Here is a 15,570-nt window from a genome sequence, read left to right on the forward strand (position 1 = left end):
CAGTCGAGCCCATGTCTCGCATCGACGGCCGCACCCCCGAACAGCTCCGCCCCGTCACCATCGAACGCGGCTGGAGCAAGCACGCAGAAGGCTCCGTCCTCGTCTCCTTCGGCGACACCAGAGTCCTCTGCACCGCCTCCGTCACCGAGGGCGTCCCGCGCTGGCGCAAGGGCAGCGGCGAAGGCTGGGTCACCGCCGAGTACTCCATGCTGCCCCGCTCCACCAACACCCGCGGCGACCGCGAATCCGTACGCGGCAAGATCGGCGGCCGCACCCACGAGATCAGCCGCCTGATCGGCCGTTCGCTGCGCGCCGTCATCGACCCCAAGGCCCTCGGCGAGAACACCGTCGTCCTGGACTGCGACGTCCTCCAGGCCGACGGAGGCACCCGCACCGCCGCCATCACCGGCGCGTACGTCGCCCTCGCCGACGCCGTCGCCTGGGCCCAGGGCAAGAAGATCGTCAAGGCCGGCCGCAAACCGCTCACCGACACCGTCGCCGCCGTCAGCGTCGGCATCGTGGACGGAACCCCGCTCCTGGACCTCTGCTACGAGGAGGACGTCCGGGCCGAGACCGACATGAACGTCGTCTGCACCGGCGACGGACGCTTCGTCGAGGTCCAGGGCACCGCGGAGGGCGCGCCCTTCGACCGCGCGGAGCTCGGCGCCCTCCTCGACCTCGCCACGGCCGGCTGCGTCGACCTCGCCGCCCTCCAGACCGAGGCGCTCGCCCGCACGCTGAACGCGTGACGACACACCCTCCGCCGGGCGAAGACGCGTAACGACACACCCTTCGCGGGTAAAGAAGCAACCAAGTACGCACCGCCAAGCGTCGTTACGCATACGGGCGCACGGGTCGAACCGTGCGCCCGTCCGCGTACCGATCCCAGGGGAGGGACCGCACCATGGCCTCGCGCCGCCACCAACGTCTCGCACTCACCACCGCCGCCGCCCTGCTGACGCTGACCGCGGTCGCGGGCTGCGGGGCCCTCGACAAGGCGCTCGACTGCGTCCGCACCGCGGACGCCATAGCCACCAGCGTCGGCAATCTCCAGCAGGCCGTCTCCAGCGCCTCAGAGGACGTCACCCAGGCATCCGAAGCGCTGGACGAGATCGACCGCGAGCTGAAGAACCTCGACGACACGACGGACAACGCCGACCTCTCCAAGGCCGTCGACGACCTCCAGGCAGGCGTCACCAACGTGCGCGACTCCATAGAGAGCGGCGACGCGACCCCCGACATCACCCCGGTGACGGACGCGGCCACCGAGATAGGCAAGGTCTGCAGCCCGTAGCGGCCCGGCAGGAAGCGGCACGGGCCCTCCGGCCTGAACGCGGTCCCGGTGGCCGGAACGCGGCTCTCGCGGCCAGGACCCGGCTCCCCCGGGCCGGGACCGCGCGGCGCGGCCGTTCAGGCGTGCGCCGGGCGCCTGAGGACCGGCCAGAGTCTCCCGTCCGGGCCCCGGAACCCGGCCAGGGCGCCGACCGGGGGCGCGACCCGCCCGTCCGCGCCCCGGCGATAATCGCCCCATGAAGCGCCTGATCCTCGCCACCCGCAACGCCGGGAAAATCACCGAACTCCACGCCATCCTCGCCGACGCGGGCCTCGACCTCGAACTCGTCGGCGCGGACGCGTACCCCGACATCCCCGACGTCAAGGAGACCGGCGTCACCTTCGCGGAGAACGCCCTCCTCAAGGCCCACGCCCTGGCCCGCGCCACCGGCCTGCCCGCCGTCGCCGACGACTCCGGCCTCTGCGTGGACGTCCTCGGCGGCGCCCCCGGCATCTTCTCGGCACGCTGGTCCGGCGCCCACGGCGACGACCCGGCCAACCTGAACCTCCTCCTGGCCCAGCTCGGCGACATCGCGGACGAACACCGGGCGGCCCACTTCGCCTGCGCCGCCGCCCTCGCCCTCCCTGACGGCACCGAACGCGTCGTCGAGGGCCGCCTTGCGGGCACGCTGCGCCACACTCCGTCCGGCGCCTACGGCTTCGGCTACGACCCGATCCTCCAGCCCGAGGGCGAGACCCGCACCTGCGCGGAGCTGACCCCGGCGGAGAAGAACGCGATCAGCCACCGCGGGAAGGCGTTCCGGGCGCTGGTGCCGGTGGTGCGGGAGTTGGTGGGGTGAACAACAGGGCAGGCGGCTGCGACCGCTGGGACGAAGGTCGCAGCCGCCCGGCACAGGTGGGCCCGGTGGGACTCGAACCCACGACACACCGGACCTAAACCGGCGCCCTCTAGGCCAGCTGGGGTACGGACCCGCGGGCACCACTCTACTGTGCGGGCCTGGTCGCCTTCGAGAAGGTTTGCGTCTGGCTGTGACACGAGGGGCACAAGTACCGGAGATTTTCGAGCCGGTTGTCGAGCCGGTCGCCGTTGATGTGGTCGATCTCCAGGACGAGTCGCCTGCCCCGCCAGGCGTCTTCGGTCCCGCACTTCACACAGGCGTGTGCAACCCCCACGTCGTCCAGGGCGCGTCGCAGTTGGGTCGTCCTGGTCCGGGGAGCCCCGGCGTCCAGGCGGCGGAGTATCTCGGCTGCGGACTTGCGGCGCGGGGACCGTGTGCCACGGCCGTGTCCCTGGCCGGTGAAGTGGGCGGTGCACAGACCGTATGCCTCGATGTCCCGCTTCAGACGAGCGCGAGCGGCGCTGTTGTCACCCGATCCCAAGCTCCTCAGAACACCGGCCAGACTGCGGGACGCGGCGACCGCTTCGGCCAAGGCGATGCGCGGTGTCGAAGGAGAGCCGTACCCGCGTCCGCTGGTGAAATGGGAGGTGTCGATCCCCAGACGGTCCATCTTCTTCCGCAGGTAGCCGTAGGGGCTGTCGCTCGGCGGCAGGCCCATGTAGGTGAACATCTCGCGGATACTGCGGGAGCGGGCGGCTGCTTCGGCGAGGAGCTCCCGTGGATACGCGCAGCGCTCTCGTGCCGGCAGCTCCTCCTCCACGAAGTGCGACGTGTCGATGTCGTAGTGCGCGAGCCGGTCGCGTACGTACCGGAGGGACCTGCTGCCCAGTGGGGCGCCGAGGTAGCGCAGGAGCTCGACGAGACTGCGCGTCGTCGCGACGCCCCGCACCAGCAGGTCGCGGGGGTATCTGGTGCTCATACCGCCCTCCCGCGCTTGCGGCCCCGGTACGTGTCGGTCGAGGCATGGCAGTTGGGGCACAGGAGCCGCAGATTTCCGGGGCGGTCGTCCCACCAGTCGCCGCTCACGTGGTCGACTTCGAGTCGTAGCGGGCGGCCCAACCACCATCCGTCGTTGCCGCATTCGGCGCACCGGTTCTCGACCCCTCTGCGGACGAGCTCCCGGCGGAGACGCTCGCCGGGGACCCTGCCGTCCGACGGAGTGCGGAGAGTCAGGCGGTCCTGCGGCGCACACGTGGTTCCACGTCCGCCGGAAGAGGTGGCCGTGAAATGTGACGTATCGATGTGCAGGGCGGCTATGCGGCGGCCGATGTGTGCCTGGTTGCCGCCCACCGGGCTGATGCCCAGTCGGCGTACAACCTCGGTCAGACTCGTGGAACAGGCGACCAACTCCCGCAGGGTCTCCTCAGTGTGGCGTACCCACGTGCCGGTGAAGTGGGAGATGTCCACGCCTGCCTCGGTCATCTTCTTCCGTAGATAGGCCCGACTGCCGGGCGTCGGCGTCCCACCGCACCACCGCACGGCGTCACTCGCGTTCGTCGTCATCCGCGCCGCTTCTTCGAGCAGCTCGGGCGTATAGCGAACGGCACCCATGTCCCCCTCCGATCCCGGCCGCGCGTTCGCAGCCTCGTACGGAGTAACGAACCGTTTATCGGACGGTCACGCCCGCACTCCGGTGACCACCGGAAACGGCCCGTTCCGCCGGGGTCGGGCGGTACGGGCCGTGTTCTCCGGGAGGAGCCGGGGGTCAGAACTTCGGGTCCGGCGCCTGGGCCTGGACCAGTTCCGCCGCTTCCTCGTCGGTCTCGACCGAGGGCGGGGAGCCGGCCAGCGGCTGCTGGGCGGTCTCCTTCATGCAGAGCACCGCGACCACCCCGACCAGTGCGGCCGCCATCGCGTAGTAGGCGGGCATCAGGTTGGAGCCGGACCAGCTGATCAGCGCCGTGATCACCAGTGGCGTCGTGCCGCCGAAGATCGAGGCGGAGAGGTTGTAGCCCACCGAGAGCGACCCGTAGCGGACGTGCGTCGGGAACAGGGCCGGGAGCGCGGCCGACATGGTTCCGAGCATGCAGACCAGGGAGAGGCCGAGCATCAGCATGCCGATGGCAATGGGCAGGATGCCGTCCACCCGGATCAGCAGGAACGCCGGCAGCGAGAGGAAGAGGAAGCCGAGCATGCCCGTCATCAGCAGCGGCTTACGGCCGAAGCGGTCGGAGAGCTTGCCGATCTGGGCGATGATCGTCATCAGGAGCAGCATCACCGCGAGCAGGACCAGCAGCCCGTGGGTCTCGCTGTAGCCGAGTTCGTCGGTGAGGTAGGTCGGCATGTACGACAGCAGCATGTAGTCGGTGATGTTGTAGGCGCCGACCAGGCAGATGCAGAGGATCAGGGTCCGCCAGTACTGGCGGAAGATCTTCGCGAGGTCGCCCTTGGCGGTGGCCTCCAGGCCGTCGGCCGCCTCGCTCGCGTGCGCGATGCCGCCTTCCAGCTTCTGGAAGGCCGGGGTCTCGTCCAGGCGCAGACGCAGGTAGAGACCGACCAGGCCCAGCGGACCCGCGACGAGGAAGGGAATCCTCCACCCCCAGGCTTCCATCTGGGCGGTGTCGAGGATGGCGTAGAGGGCCGTCACGAGCCCCGCCGCGGCGACGTAACCGGCCAGGGTCCCGAACTCCAGGAAGCTGCCGAAGAAGCCGCGGCGCTTGTCGGGGGCGTATTCGGCGATGAACGTCGAGGCGCCGCCGTACTCGCCTCCGGTCGAGAAGCCCTGGAGCATCCGGAAGAGGATCAGCAGGGCGGGCGCCCAGAGGCCGATCGTGGCGTGCGAGGGGATCAGGCCGATGGCGAAGGTGCCGATCGCCATCAGAATCATCGTGAGGGCGAGGACCTTCTTGCGGCCGATCTTGTCGCCCATCGGGCCGAAGAACATGCCGCCGAGCGGCCGGACGAGGAAGGCCACCGCGAAGGTCGCGAACGAGGAGAGGAGCTGGGTCGTCTCGTTCCCGGACGGGAAGAACACGTGGCCGATGGTCACGGCCAGGTAGGAGTAGATGCCGAAGTCGAACCACTCCATGGCGTTGCCCAGGGAGGCGGCTTTCACGGCCCGCTTGACCGCGGCGTCGTCCGTGACCGTGATGTCAGTCCGGCGCAGCCGCGGATTCTGGCGCTTCCGGATCGCCCGGAAGAGCGCGGGGTGGCGTTTGACCGCTTCCGGGTCGGCCGCCTGTTGGGGGTCGGAGGCCGCCATGGCCGGGTCCTTTCCTCGAAGGGTCTTCCAGGAAAGGCTTCTGCGCAGTCGTGACCCCCGCAAACCGACTTCGCGGTCTGATGCGATCTCCCTCACATAATCTCGACATGGTTTCGGCCGGGCGATGGCCGGAATCGGGTCGGCCGCAGGAGGGGCGGTGGGGGGCGGCGGATCGGGGTCGGTGCGGGAGCGTGGGGGCGCAGGGCGGGCCGGGGGCGGCCGGACCGCCGCCGGTGTCGGCCGGCGGCGGTCGGGAGCCCGGCCCCGGGGCGGGGCCGGAGGCTCAGATGCCCAGATCCCTGATGATCTTCGCGACGTGGCCGGTCGCCTTCACGTTGTAGAACGCGTGCTCCACCTTGCCGTCCTCGTCGACGACGACGGTGGAGCGGATGACGCCCGTCACCACTTTGCCGTAGAGCTTCTTCTCCCCGAACGCGCCGTATGCCTCCAGGATCTCCTTGGCGGGGTCTCCCACCAGCGTCACCTTCAGGCTCTCGGCGTCGCGGAACTTCGCGAGCTTCTCCGGCTTGTCGGGCGATACGCCGATGACGTCGTACCCCGCGCCTTCGAGCAGGTCGAGGTTGTCCGTGAAATCGCAGGCCTGCTTAGTGCATCCGGGGGTAAGCGCCGCCGGGTAGAAGTAAACGATGACCTTGCGGCCCTTGTGGTCGGCGAGCGACACCTCGTTGCCGTCGGCGTCGGGAAGGGTGAAGGCGGGAGCGGTGTCGCCGGGCTTCAGTCGCTCGCTCATGGGTTCTCCTCGGGTGGCGCACGGGTCGGACGGGACCGAGCGTAATAGGGGTGCCGCCGGGTGCGCGGGGGTTCGAGCTGACAGACTGTCGATGAAGGTTTACCGGACGAGGACCACGGAGGCGGCGCAGTGTCGGATGCCAGGACCCCTGCGCAGATCGAGGCGGACATCATCAGCAGGCGCGAGCAGCTCGCTGTGGTGCTCGACGAGATCGGGGTGCGGGTACACCCGAAGACGATCATCGGTGACGCGAAGGCGAGGGCGGCGCAGACCGTGGACCGTACGGCGGGCCGTGCGTTCGTCGCGGTGAACCGTTCGGTGTCGGAGGTGAAGGCGCAGTTCGTCGCGGAGGACGGTTCGCCGCGGCTGGAGCGGGTGCTTCCCGCGGCGCTGCTGGTGGTCGGTGTGGTGGGGCTGCTCACCGCGTCGAAGCGCCGCCGCAAGTGAGTCTGCGGGCCGGCGGAGGTGCGGTGCTTGCGGAGGCGTCGCGGGCCCGCGGGTCTGCCGGGTCCTCGCGTGTACCGCACCCGGAGGCGTGCGGTCCGGGGCCGGGCAGGTAGGTTGCGGGCGTGAGCGAGAACTCCCGCGGCGCCGTGCAGGGCGCCCCCCATGACGACAAGCTGCCCATTCGGATGCTGCACGACCGGGTGCTGGTGCGGAATGACGCGTCGGAGGGCGAGCGGCGTTCCGGCGGCGGCATCCTGATCCCGGCGACGGCCGCGGTGGGCCGCCGTCTGGCCTGGGCCGTGGTGGTCGCGGTCGGGCAGAACGTGCGGACGGTGGAGCCGGGCGACCGCGTGCTGTACGACCCGGAGGACCGTGCCGAGGTCGAGGTGCGGGGTGTGGCGTACGTCCTGATGCGGGAGCGGGATCTGCACGCGGTGGCGGCGGACCGCTTCGAGGGCTCCGAGGATTCGACCGGGCTGTATCTGTAGGCCTGGTGTACGGGGATGCGGGGTCCTGGGGGCTCCGGCGCCGGGACGGCGGTCTCCCGTCGGCTGCCTCGCGTACGGGCCCGGGGCTTCACGTCGCCCGGGGTCTTCGCGGCTCGCGCGCGGGCCTCTGGCTTCACCCTCTGTCCGCCGTGTGTACCGCCGGGCCCGGGCGGGGAGGGCCGGTGACCGCTGTCACCGGGTCCTTCCTGTTCTTTTGCTACGGTTGGACCACCCCGACGAGACGCGCCGTACCGGGTTGGCAAAGACGACGCACCCGTTCTGTTCGCGTGGTCGTCGTCGGAGGTGCCTGTCATGGCGTGGGTTCTGTTGGTCGTCGCCGGTCTGCTCGAGGTGGGCTGGTCCATCGGGATGAAGTACACCGAAGGGTTCACGCGGCTGTGGCCGAGCGTGTTCACCGGTCTGGGGATCGTGGCGAGCATGGTGCTGCTGTCGCACGCGGCGAAGACGCTGCCGATCGGTACGGCGTACGGCGTGTGGGTCGGCATCGGCGCGGCCGGTGCGGCGGTCCTGGGCATGGTGGTGCTGGGTGAGCCGGTGACCGCCGCCCGGATCTTCTTCGTGTGTCTGCTGCTGGTGGCTGTGGTGGGTCTGAAGGCGACCTCCGGGCACTGAGCCGGGGCCGGGGCCGCCCGGGGTCCGGGAGCCGCTTGCGCCGACACTGCCGGTTCTTCCGCAGGCACCGCTGATCCCTCGGCGGTGCCTGCTTCTCATGTGCCGCCGTTGCCCCCGTTTCCGCCTCCCTCCGTTCCACCGGCGCCGGTGGGGCCGTCGGCCGCCCGGGGGGCGGTCGGGGCGGTGTCGGCGGGGTTGCTCGCGGGTGCGCCGGAAGGAACGGTGGAGGCGGACGGGGCCGGGCTGCCGCCGGTGTCCCCGTCGGCGGGGGGCTCGTCCCGCGGGTCGGACCCCGGGGCCGGCCGGAGATCGAACTCCTGGGCCGGGGAGGAGTGCAGTGCCGCTTCCGTGTAGGCGGCCCAGGTCTCGGCGGGCGGGCCGCCGCCGTTGATGCGGGGCAGGCCGAGGGCTCCGTACAGCGGGGTCTGGGCCCCGGTGTCGGGGTCCTGGCCCATCACGGCGACGACGGTGGCGAGGTCGGGGGTGTACCCGGCGAACCAGGCGGCCTTGTCCTCCTCCGCGGTCCCGGTCTTGCCCGCGGCGGGGCGGCCGACGGCCTGGGCGGCTGTGCCGGTGCCGCCCTCCACGACGCCGCGCAGGACCGAGGTGGTGGTGTCGGCCGCCTCGCGGCTGACGGCCTGTTCGGTCGTGCGGCGGGGCAGCTCGATCTCCGTGCCCGCCTTGGAGACCTTGTCGACGAGGACGTACGGGCCGTGTCGGCCGTGGTCGGCGAGGGTGGCGTACGCCACGGCCATGTCCAGGACGCTGGCGTTGGCGGGGCCCAGGGCGATGGAGGGGGACGCGGTGAGGTCGGGGGTGTCGGCGGGGATGCCGAGGGCGACCGCGGTGTCGCGGACCTTCTCGGGGCCGACGTCCTGCGCCATCTGGGCGTAGACGGAGTTGACGGACTTGTCGGTGGCGGTGCGCACGGTGATGGAGCCGTAGTCGACGTCGTCCTCGTTGGCGGGGGCGTAGTCGGTGGCCCCCTGCGGGCCGACGACCTGGCGTTCGTTGTTCCCCTCGTACACGGTGTCGGGGGTGATGCGCCGGCCGTCCTGGGTGGTGGAGTCGTTGACGACGGCCGAGGTGAGGACGAACGGCTTGAAGGTGGAGCCGACCTGGTAGTCGCGGCGGGTGGCGTTGCTGACGTACTGCCGGGTGTAGTCGATGCCGCCGTACAGGGCGACGACCGCGCCGGTCTGCGGGACGATCGACGCGCCGCCGACACGGAGGGTGCGGTCGGTTTCGCGTTCGGCGCTGGTCTTGGACATCACCTGGGCGTCGACGGCCTTGACGAAGGCGTCCTGCTTGGCCTTGTCCAGGGTGGTGGTGATGCGGTAGCCGCCGGAGGCGAGGGTCTTCTCGTCGAGGATGCCGCGCTCGTCGAGGTACGCCTCGACGGCCTGGACGAGGTAGCCGCGCTGCCCGGAGAGCCCGTTCGGGGGCTTGGCCTCGCCAGGGGTGGGGAACGTGGCGGCCTCCCGCTCGGCGGGGTCGAGCCAGCCCTCCTTGACCATGCCGTCCAGGACGTAGTCCCAGCGGCTCAGGGCCGCGGGCCTGCTGTCGGGGCGGGTGACGACGTCGTAGGCGCTGGGGGCGTTCAGCAGTGAGGCGAGGTACGCGCCCTCGGCGGTGGTGAGGTCCTCGACGTTCTTGCCGTAGTACGCGTGGGCGGCGGTCTGGATGCCGTACGCGTTGCGTCCGAAGTAGCTGGTGTTCAGGTACCCCTCGAAGATCTCGTCCTTGCTCTTCTCGCGGTCGAGCTTGATCGCGATGAAGAACTCCTTGGCCTTGCGCGGCACGGTCCGTTCCTGGCCGAGGTAGTAGTTCTTGACGTACTGCTGGGTGATCGTCGAGCCGCCTTGTTTGCCCTTGCCGGTCACCGTGTTCCAGCCGGCGCGGACCATCGCCTTCACGTCCACGGCGCGCTCCGAGTAGAAGTCGCGGTCCTCGGCGGCGAGCACGGCCCGCCGGACCGTCAGGGGGACTTGGGAGAGCGGGACCTTCTCCCGGTTGACGTCGCCGTCGCGGGCGATGACGCTGCCGTCGTTGTAGAGGTAGACGTTGGACTGGGCGGTGGCCGAGGCGTTGGCGGCCGGGATGTCGATGAGCTGGTACCCGGCGACGAGTCCGCCGACGAGCAGCAGGCCGAGCCCCAGCGCGGTGCCGAGGGCCATCCGCCACGTCGGGACGGCGCGCCGCCAGCCGGTGCGGCGGGGGCGTCGCGCGCGGTCCTTCCCCCTCCCGGACGGTTTCCCGGAGTCGCCCCCGGATGCCTCCCCGGGCGTCGGCTCCGGGCCGCCGGGGCGTGTGCCCGGCGTGTCCGAGAGGTCGCGGGGGGCCCAGTGCTGTGGCTCGTCGCTCATGTCGGTGGGGCTCCTCGGGCGTGGTCAGTCCTCTCATAGTGCCCGTTTCATCCAAGAATCTTCGGATTGTACGCCGATCGCCACTATGGGTCACCCTGTTCCGCTCGCCCCTCCAATCCGGGCACCGCGCTCGTCCGGTCGCCGTCTCTGTCCGGTCCCCCGGGCGCGTCCCGCACCTGCGCAATGAGGTCGCGGCGGCCGCGCGGGGTGCGCTAACGTCGTGCGCTTTGGCGACGGGGGCCGGCAGCGGCGGGGGAGAGGGGACGGTGTGCGGCTCTACGCGGTCGTGGCGGCGGGCGGGTTCCGGCGCTACTCCACCTACCGGACGGCGACGGCCGCGGGCGTGTTCACCAACGTCGTCTTCGGGTTCATCATGGCGTACACCTACATGGCCCTGTGGGAGGAACGCCCGCGGCTCGGCGGCTACGACACCGCACAGGCGCTGACCTACGTCTGGCTCGGCCAGGCCCTGTTGATGGCCTGCGCCATGATGGGCGGCGGCTTCGAGGACGAGTTGATGGAGCGCGTCCGCACCGGGGACATCGCCGTCGACCTGTACCGCCCCGTCGACCTCCAGCTGTGGTGGCTGGCGGGGGACCTCGGCCGGGCGGCGTTCCACCTGCTGGGCCGGGGAGTCGCCCCCATGGTCCTGGGGGCCCTCGCCTTCGACCTGGCGCTTCCCGGCTCTCTGTGGACCTGGCCGGCGTTCCTCATCTCCGTGCTGTTGGGCGTGGTGGTCAGTTTCGGGGTGCGTTATCTGGTCGCGCTGTCCGCGTTCTGGCTGCTGGACGGGGCCGGTGCGACGCAGATCGCCGGGCTGGCCGGGCTGTTCTTCTCCGGGATGCTGCTTCCGTTGCACCTCTTCCCCGGACTACTGGGCGAGGTGGCGCGGGCGTTGCCGTGGTCCTCGCTGCTCCAGGTCCCCGCCGACGTGTTCCTGGGCAAGCTCACGGGGTGGGGGCTGGTGGAGGCGTACGCGTTCCAGGGCGGCTGGGCGGTGGTGCTGCTGCTCGCGGGCCGCCTGGTGCAGACGGCGGCGACCCGGAGGGTGGTGGTGCAGGGTGGCTGACCGCACGATGGCCGCGGAGAAGGGCGGGGAGCCGGGATCGGGCGGGGCGTACGCCGGCGGCAGGGGCGGTGACGGCGCAGACGGGGGCGACGGCCCCGGGGGGCCGGTCTCGCCGCCGGAGGCGTTCCCGTTTCCGGAGCGCCCCCGACTGCTGGAGGGTCTCCGGGCGTACGGGCTGATCGTGGCGATGTGGGTGCGCTCGACGATGGCCTACCGGGCGTCGTTCGCGATGACGGCGTTCGGGAACCTCGCCGTGACGGCCTTCGACTTCGTCACGATCCTGCTGATGTTCACGCACGTCGACGCGCTGGGCGGCTACACCCTGCCGGAGATCGCGCTGCTGTACGGGGTGTCGGCGACGGCGTTCGGGCTGTGCGACCTGCTGCTGGGCTCGATGGACCGGGTGGGCCGGCGGGTCAGGGACGGCACGATGGACACCCTGCTGGTGCGTCCGGTCCCGGTGCTGGCCCAGGTGGCGGCCGACCGGTTCGCCCTGCGCCGGCTCGGACGGATCACCCAGGGGCTGGTCGTGCTCGGCTACGCGCTGATGTCCCTGGACATCGTGTGGACGCCGGTGAAGGTGGTGATGATGCCGCTGATGGTGCTGAGCGGCGCGGCGGTCTTCGGGGCGGTCTTCGTGGCGGGAGCGGCGTTCCAGTTCGTCGTGCAGGACGCCTCCGAGGTGCAGAACTCCTTCACGTACGGCGGGACCACGCTCCTCCAGTACCCGCCGACGGTCTTCGCGAAGGACCTGGTGCGCGGCGTGACGTTCGTGGTGCCGCTGGCCTTCGTCAGCTGGCTGCCCGCGCTGTATGTGCTGGGCCGGGACTACCCGTTGGACCTGCCGCACTGGGTGGCCTTCCTGCCGCCGCTGGTGGCGGCGGGCTGCTGGGCGCTGGCGGGCCTCGCCTGGCGGGCGGGGCTGCGGGCGTACCGCAGCACGGGCAGTTGAGCGGGGGCGGAAGGCGGGGAACAGGCTCGCAGGCGGGCGCGGGCGCGGGCAGTGACACGGAGGAGGACAGGGGCATGAACGAGGAAGCGGGCGCCGGGCCGGGCGCGGTCACGGGGCCGAGTACGCCTGCGAGTACGGGCATACGCAGGGGCACGGGCGGGGACACGGGTCCGGGAGCGGCAGCGGACGGGCCCACGCGAGCCATGGCGGCTGTGGGCACGGTCACGGGCGACGACCGCTTCATCGAACTGGACGACGTCGAGAAGGTCTTCCAGGTCCGCCGCCGCGTGGGGCTGCTGCGCCGTGAGCGGCACGAGGTGCGGGCGGTGGACGGGATCGGCTTCCGCGTGGCGCGTGGTGAGATGGTCGGCTACATCGGCCCGAACGGCGCCGGCAAGTCGACCACGATCAAGATGCTGACGGGCATCCTCACCCCGAGCGGCGGCCGGCTGCGCGTCGCGGGCATCGACCCCTCCCGGGAGCGCACCCGGCTGGCGCACCGCATCGGCGTCGTCTTCGGACAGCGCACGACGCTGTGGTGGGACCTGCCGCTGCGCGACTCGTACCGGCTGATGCACCGGATGTACCGCATCCCGGACCGGCGTTACCGGGAGAACCTGGACCGCTGCGTCGAACTCCTGGATCTCGGAGCGCTGTTGGAGGTCCCCGTACGGCAGCTGTCCCTGGGGCAGCGGATGCGGGGCGATATCGCCGCGGCGCTGCTGCACGACCCGGAGGTGCTGTACCTGGACGAGCCGACGATCGGCCTCGATGTGATCTCCAAGGCCAGAGTGCGGCAGTTCCTGAAGGAGTTGAACGCGGAGCGCGGGACGACGGTCCTGCTGACGACGCACGATCTGACCGACATCGAGCAGCTGTGCCGCCGGGTGATGGTGATCGATCACGGCCGCCTGATGTACGACGGTTCCCTGGCGGGGCTCCACGAGGCGGGCGCGAGCGAGCGCATGCTGGTCATCGACCTCGAACGCGAACTCCCCCCGATCGCCCTGGAGCCGGTGCCCGGAGTGGAGCCGGGGGCGCAGCCGGTCCTGCGGACGGTGAAGGTGGAGGGCCCCCGCCAGTGGCTGGCGTTCCCCGCCTCCGCGTCGGCGGCCCCGCTCGTGGCGCGGATCGCGGCCGCCTATCCGCTGGTCGACCTGTCGGTGCGGGAGCCGGACATCGAGGCCGTGATCGCGAGGATGTACGCGTCCGGGTCCTGACGGCGGCCCCCGCGCGGCGGTGCGCGCAAGCGCTGGGCCTGCACGTCTGTGCCGGACAGGCGAGTGTTCAATAGGCTGCGCGGTATGACAAGTGACCGTCCGGAAATGCGCGCCTCTGACACCGAGCGCGAGCGGATCGCCGAACTGCTGCGCGAGGCCGTGGCCGAGGGCCGACTGGAGATGGACGAGTTCGAGCAGCGTCTCGACACCGCCTACCGGGCGCGTACGCACGGGGAGTTGGAGCCGCTTGTCCAGGACCTCCCGGCTCCGGGCTCGGCGGTGGCCCCGGTGGGCTCGTCCGTGCCCGCGGCGCGCCGGGGCTCCGCCGCCGACTGGCCGTCCCGGATCGGCGGGACCCCCACGTCCAAGGGCGGCTTCGCCCTGTGGGGCGCGTTCAACCGGAAGGGCCGCTGGACAGTGGGCCGGACGTTCACGGCGTTCGCGATGTGGGGCGGCGGGGAGATCGATCTCCGCGAGGCGCACTTCGAGGACCGCGAGACCGTCATCCGCTGCTTCACGATCATGGGCGGACTGCATGTGACCGCACCGCCCGAGCTGAACGTCGAGGTCAAGGGCGTCGGCATCATGGGCGGCTTCGGCGAGGGCCCGAACGAGGACGACGAGCCCGCACCGGACGCCCCGCGCGTGCGCATCACCGGTTTCGCCCTGATGGGCGGCGTCGGTGTGGAACGCAAGCGGACCAAGGCCGAGCGCCGCCGGCTGAAGGAAGCCGAGAAAGCGGAACGCGAGGTGCGTCGCCGCCGTGGGGCGGAGAGCCTGGACGAGCAAGAGGGAAGCGGCCGCAAGGAGCTGGGCTGAGCAGAAGGCAGAGACCGGGCCGCGCGCCTGCCCGCCCCGCACTCGCCCCCGTACTGCCCCCCCCGGCCCCGCGTCCGTCCCGTGTCCGCTCCGTCCCGCGACCGCCCCCGTATGCGCTGCCCCACTTACGCCCCGCCCGGGTGCGGCCGTGGTTCAGTGCGTCAGAGCGCGTCGGACCGCGGGGCGTGGGCCCGGCCCAGGGACGCCGGGTCCACCCGCTCCCCGAGCGCGCGGTAGCCGGCGTCGTTGAAGTGCAGGTGGTCGCCGGAGTCGTAGGCGGGGAGGATGCGGTTCGGCGCGGCGGGGTCGCGTACCGCCGCGTCGAAGTCGACATAGGCGTCGAAGACGGCGCCCGCCCGGATCTGCTCGTTGACCGCCAGCCGTACGGCGTTGCGCTCGGGCGTCCAGGTGCGGAATCCCTCGAAGGGGGTCAGCGTCGCGCCGACGACCGTGAGACCGCGGGCGTGCGCCCGCTCGGTGAGGGCGCGCAGATGATCCACGACGCGCTGTGGGTCGGTCTCCTGGGGCGACTGCTGCACGTCATTGATGCCGAGCGCCACGACGACCGCGCGAGCCCCGGCGACCGACAGGGCGTCGCGGTCGAACCGGTCGATGCCGGCCGGGCCGCCCGTGCCGCGCCCGATGCCCGAGAGCCGGTTGCCCGAGATGCCCGCGTTGGCCATCCCGTACCGGCCGCGCAGCCGGTCGGACAGGACGTCGGTCCAGCGGGCGTTCGCGTCGGTGGTGGAGCCGCTGCCCGCCGTCAGGGAGTCCCCGAAGGCGACGACGGCCCCCCGCGCGGTGTCGGTGCGCACGTCGACGGCGGTGAGATAGCGCCAGTGGGCGGTGCTCCGCGTGCCTCGGTGGTCGACCAGGTAGGACGTCTGGTGGCTGTTGGGGTGGTAGGTGACCGGCCCGCTCGCCCGCGGCGTGCGGAAGCTGACCTGGAGGGCGGCGTCGGGCTCCACCGGCACGGCCACCGGATCGCTGACGACCCGTCCGCCCGCGGCGACGGTGACGGCGGCGGAGCCGCGGAAGGTCACCGGCCGGGTGCTGACGGCGGCCTGGTCGACGACCAGCGGGGCCGTGCCGAAGAGGTTTGACAGGGTGATGCGGGCGGCGGTCCCGCCGATGCTGGTGTGGACGACGTTGCGGAAGGTGCGCCCCGGGAGCCCGTTGTCGGTGCCCGGCTCGGCGCGGACCGGCGCGGCGGTCCAGGTGGCGGCCCACGCGCCCCCGGAGGCGGCCGGAGCGACCGGGTTACGGGCCGCCGCGTGGGTCTCGGCGGGTGGGCGCAGCGCCGGCCGGGGGCCGGACAGCAGCGTCGTGCCGAAGGCGACGGCGGCGGCGAGCACGACGGTGCCCGCCACAAGGGCGATGAGCAGGGCATACCCCTGGCGCCTGGGCATATGCGGTATTTCTCCTTGTGAT

Annotated in this window: 16 protein-coding genes, 1 tRNA gene and 1 riboswitch; of the genes, 10 read left to right on the plus strand and 7 right to left on the minus strand. The window is 71.6% G+C overall.

The features are described 5' to 3' along the window. Positions 1 to 11 precede the first annotated feature (11 nt). The 3 genes from rph (at position 12) to rdgB (ending at position 2,132) form a co-directional block, all read left to right on the plus strand. Positions 12 to 749, plus strand: a complete 738-nt coding sequence (gene rph / locus V9U70_RS29775; protein WP_336680281.1) for a ribonuclease PH — start codon at positions 12 to 14, stop codon at positions 747 to 749. A gap of 155 nt (positions 750 to 904) precedes the next feature. Beyond that, positions 905 to 1,294, plus strand: a complete 390-nt coding sequence (locus V9U70_RS29780; protein WP_336680282.1) for a hypothetical protein — start codon at positions 905 to 907, stop codon at positions 1,292 to 1,294. A gap of 235 nt (positions 1,295 to 1,529) precedes the next feature. Beyond that, positions 1,530 to 2,132, plus strand: a complete 603-nt coding sequence (gene rdgB / locus V9U70_RS29785; RefSeq protein WP_336680283.1) for an RdgB/HAM1 family non-canonical purine NTP pyrophosphatase — start codon at positions 1,530 to 1,532, stop codon at positions 2,130 to 2,132. Positions 2,133 to 2,189: 57 nt separating this feature from the next. Here the strand turns inward: rdgB and V9U70_RS29790 are convergent. The 5 genes from V9U70_RS29790 to bcp form a co-directional block, all read right to left on the minus strand. Then, positions 2,190 to 2,265, minus strand: a tRNA-Leu gene (locus V9U70_RS29790). A gap of 12 nt (positions 2,266 to 2,277) precedes the next feature. After that, positions 2,278 to 3,111 (minus strand): HNH endonuclease, encoded by an 834-nt coding sequence (locus V9U70_RS29795; RefSeq protein ID WP_336680284.1) that lies wholly within the window; start codon positions 3,109 to 3,111, stop codon positions 2,278 to 2,280. After that, positions 3,108 to 3,743: an HNH endonuclease gene (locus V9U70_RS29800; protein ID WP_336680285.1), complete on the minus strand. Its 636-nt coding sequence runs from the start codon at positions 3,741 to 3,743 to the stop codon at positions 3,108 to 3,110. Before V9U70_RS29800 ends, V9U70_RS29795 begins: the two co-directional genes overlap by 4 nt. A 154-nt stretch (positions 3,744 to 3,897) precedes the next feature. Further along, entirely contained in the window at positions 3,898 to 5,394 is a 1,497-nt protein-coding gene (gene proP, locus V9U70_RS29805) for a glycine betaine/L-proline transporter ProP (protein WP_336680286.1), read from the minus strand. Positions 5,395 to 5,677: 283 nt separating this feature from the next. After that, positions 5,678 to 6,145: a thioredoxin-dependent thiol peroxidase gene (gene bcp / locus V9U70_RS29810; protein ID WP_336680287.1), complete on the minus strand. Its 468-nt coding sequence runs from the start codon at positions 6,143 to 6,145 to the stop codon at positions 5,678 to 5,680. 129 nt (positions 6,146 to 6,274) lie between these two features. On the opposite strand from bcp, the gene V9U70_RS29815 reads away from it, so the two are divergent. From V9U70_RS29815 to V9U70_RS29825, 3 genes are all read left to right on the plus strand, one after another. Beyond that, a complete protein-coding gene (locus tag V9U70_RS29815) occupies positions 6,275 to 6,592 on the plus strand; it encodes a DUF3618 domain-containing protein (protein WP_336680288.1) in 318 nt (105 codons plus the stop codon). Between the two features lie 185 nt (positions 6,593 to 6,777). After that, the gene (locus V9U70_RS29820) at positions 6,778 to 7,080 is read left to right on the plus strand and encodes a GroES family chaperonin (RefSeq protein WP_336680413.1); all 303 of its coding nucleotides are present in this window, start codon (positions 6,778 to 6,780) and stop codon (positions 7,078 to 7,080) included. A gap of 216 nt (positions 7,081 to 7,296) precedes the next feature. After that, a riboswitch (guanidine-III (ykkC-III) riboswitch) is annotated at positions 7,297 to 7,355 on the plus strand. A gap of 37 nt (positions 7,356 to 7,392) precedes the next feature. Continuing rightward, entirely contained in the window at positions 7,393 to 7,713 is a 321-nt protein-coding gene (locus V9U70_RS29825) for a DMT family transporter (protein WP_336680289.1), read from the plus strand. A gap of 95 nt (positions 7,714 to 7,808) precedes the next feature. Here V9U70_RS29825 and V9U70_RS29830 read toward each other — a convergent pair whose 3' ends face one another. Next, positions 7,809 to 10,079: a transglycosylase domain-containing protein gene (locus tag V9U70_RS29830; RefSeq protein ID WP_336680290.1), complete on the minus strand. Its 2,271-nt coding sequence runs from the start codon at positions 10,077 to 10,079 to the stop codon at positions 7,809 to 7,811. A gap of 268 nt (positions 10,080 to 10,347) precedes the next feature. Between V9U70_RS29830 and V9U70_RS29835 the strand changes: the two genes are divergently transcribed. The 4 genes from V9U70_RS29835 to V9U70_RS29850 all read left to right on the plus strand — a co-directional run bounded on the left by V9U70_RS29835 (position 10,348) and on the right by V9U70_RS29850 (position 14,139). After that, the gene (locus V9U70_RS29835; protein WP_336680291.1) at positions 10,348 to 11,148 is read left to right on the plus strand and encodes an ABC transporter permease; all 801 of its coding nucleotides are present in this window, start codon (positions 10,348 to 10,350) and stop codon (positions 11,146 to 11,148) included. Continuing rightward, positions 11,141 to 12,100 (plus strand): ABC transporter permease, encoded by a 960-nt coding sequence (locus tag V9U70_RS29840; protein WP_336680292.1) that lies wholly within the window; start codon positions 11,141 to 11,143, stop codon positions 12,098 to 12,100. The genes V9U70_RS29835 and V9U70_RS29840 overlap by 8 nt, the downstream gene beginning before the upstream one ends. A 203-nt stretch (positions 12,101 to 12,303) precedes the next feature. Then, on the plus strand, positions 12,304 to 13,320 hold the full coding sequence (locus V9U70_RS29845) for an ABC transporter ATP-binding protein (RefSeq protein ID WP_419724051.1): 1,017 nt from the start codon (positions 12,304 to 12,306) through the stop codon (positions 13,318 to 13,320). 105 nt (positions 13,321 to 13,425) lie between these two features. Further along, positions 13,426 to 14,139 (plus strand): DUF1707 domain-containing protein, encoded by a 714-nt coding sequence (locus V9U70_RS29850; protein ID WP_336680294.1) that lies wholly within the window; start codon positions 13,426 to 13,428, stop codon positions 14,137 to 14,139. Between the two features lie 161 nt (positions 14,140 to 14,300). On the opposite strand, the gene V9U70_RS29855 is transcribed toward V9U70_RS29850, so the two are convergent. Next, a complete protein-coding gene (locus V9U70_RS29855) occupies positions 14,301 to 15,548 on the minus strand; it encodes a GDSL-type esterase/lipase family protein (protein ID WP_336680295.1) in 1,248 nt (415 codons plus the stop codon). Between the last annotated feature and the right edge of the window lie 22 nt (positions 15,549 to 15,570).

Origin of the sequence: Streptomyces pratensis (genome assembly GCF_037137275.1) — a bacterium.
GTDB lineage: Bacteria > Actinomycetota > Actinomycetes > Streptomycetales > Streptomycetaceae > Streptomyces > Streptomyces pratensis_B.

What these genes read in the sequence shown, in the direction of transcription:
- rph (WP_336680281.1), top strand. Translation starts at nt 12, where the DNA reads ATGTCTCGCATCGACGGCCGCACCCCCGAACAGCTCCGCCCCGTCACC.
- V9U70_RS29780 (WP_336680282.1), top strand. Translation starts at nt 905, where the DNA reads ATGGCCTCGCGCCGCCACCAACGTCTCGCACTCACCACCGCCGCCGCC.
- rdgB (WP_336680283.1), top strand. Translation starts at nt 1,530, where the DNA reads ATGAAGCGCCTGATCCTCGCCACCCGCAACGCCGGGAAAATCACCGAA.
- V9U70_RS29795 (WP_336680284.1), bottom strand. Translation starts at nt 3,111, where the DNA reads ATGAGCACCAGATACCCCCGCGACCTGCTGGTGCGGGGCGTCGCGACG.
- V9U70_RS29800 (WP_336680285.1), bottom strand. Translation starts at nt 3,743, where the DNA reads ATGGGTGCCGTTCGCTATACGCCCGAGCTGCTCGAAGAAGCGGCGCGG.
- proP (WP_336680286.1), bottom strand. Translation starts at nt 5,394, where the DNA reads ATGGCGGCCTCCGACCCCCAACAGGCGGCCGACCCGGAAGCGGTCAAA.
- bcp (WP_336680287.1), bottom strand. Translation starts at nt 6,145, where the DNA reads ATGAGCGAGCGACTGAAGCCCGGCGACACCGCTCCCGCCTTCACCCTT.
- V9U70_RS29820 (WP_336680413.1), top strand. Translation starts at nt 6,778, where the DNA reads ATGCTGCACGACCGGGTGCTGGTGCGGAATGACGCGTCGGAGGGCGAG.
- V9U70_RS29825 (WP_336680289.1), top strand. Translation starts at nt 7,393, where the DNA reads ATGGCGTGGGTTCTGTTGGTCGTCGCCGGTCTGCTCGAGGTGGGCTGG.
- V9U70_RS29830 (WP_336680290.1), bottom strand. Translation starts at nt 10,079, where the DNA reads ATGAGCGACGAGCCACAGCACTGGGCCCCCCGCGACCTCTCGGACACG.
- V9U70_RS29845 (WP_419724051.1), top strand. Translation starts at nt 12,304, where the DNA reads ATGGCGGCTGTGGGCACGGTCACGGGCGACGACCGCTTCATCGAACTG.
- V9U70_RS29850 (WP_336680294.1), top strand. Translation starts at nt 13,426, where the DNA reads ATGCGCGCCTCTGACACCGAGCGCGAGCGGATCGCCGAACTGCTGCGC.
- V9U70_RS29855 (WP_336680295.1), bottom strand. Translation starts at nt 15,548, where the DNA reads ATGCCCAGGCGCCAGGGGTATGCCCTGCTCATCGCCCTTGTGGCGGGC.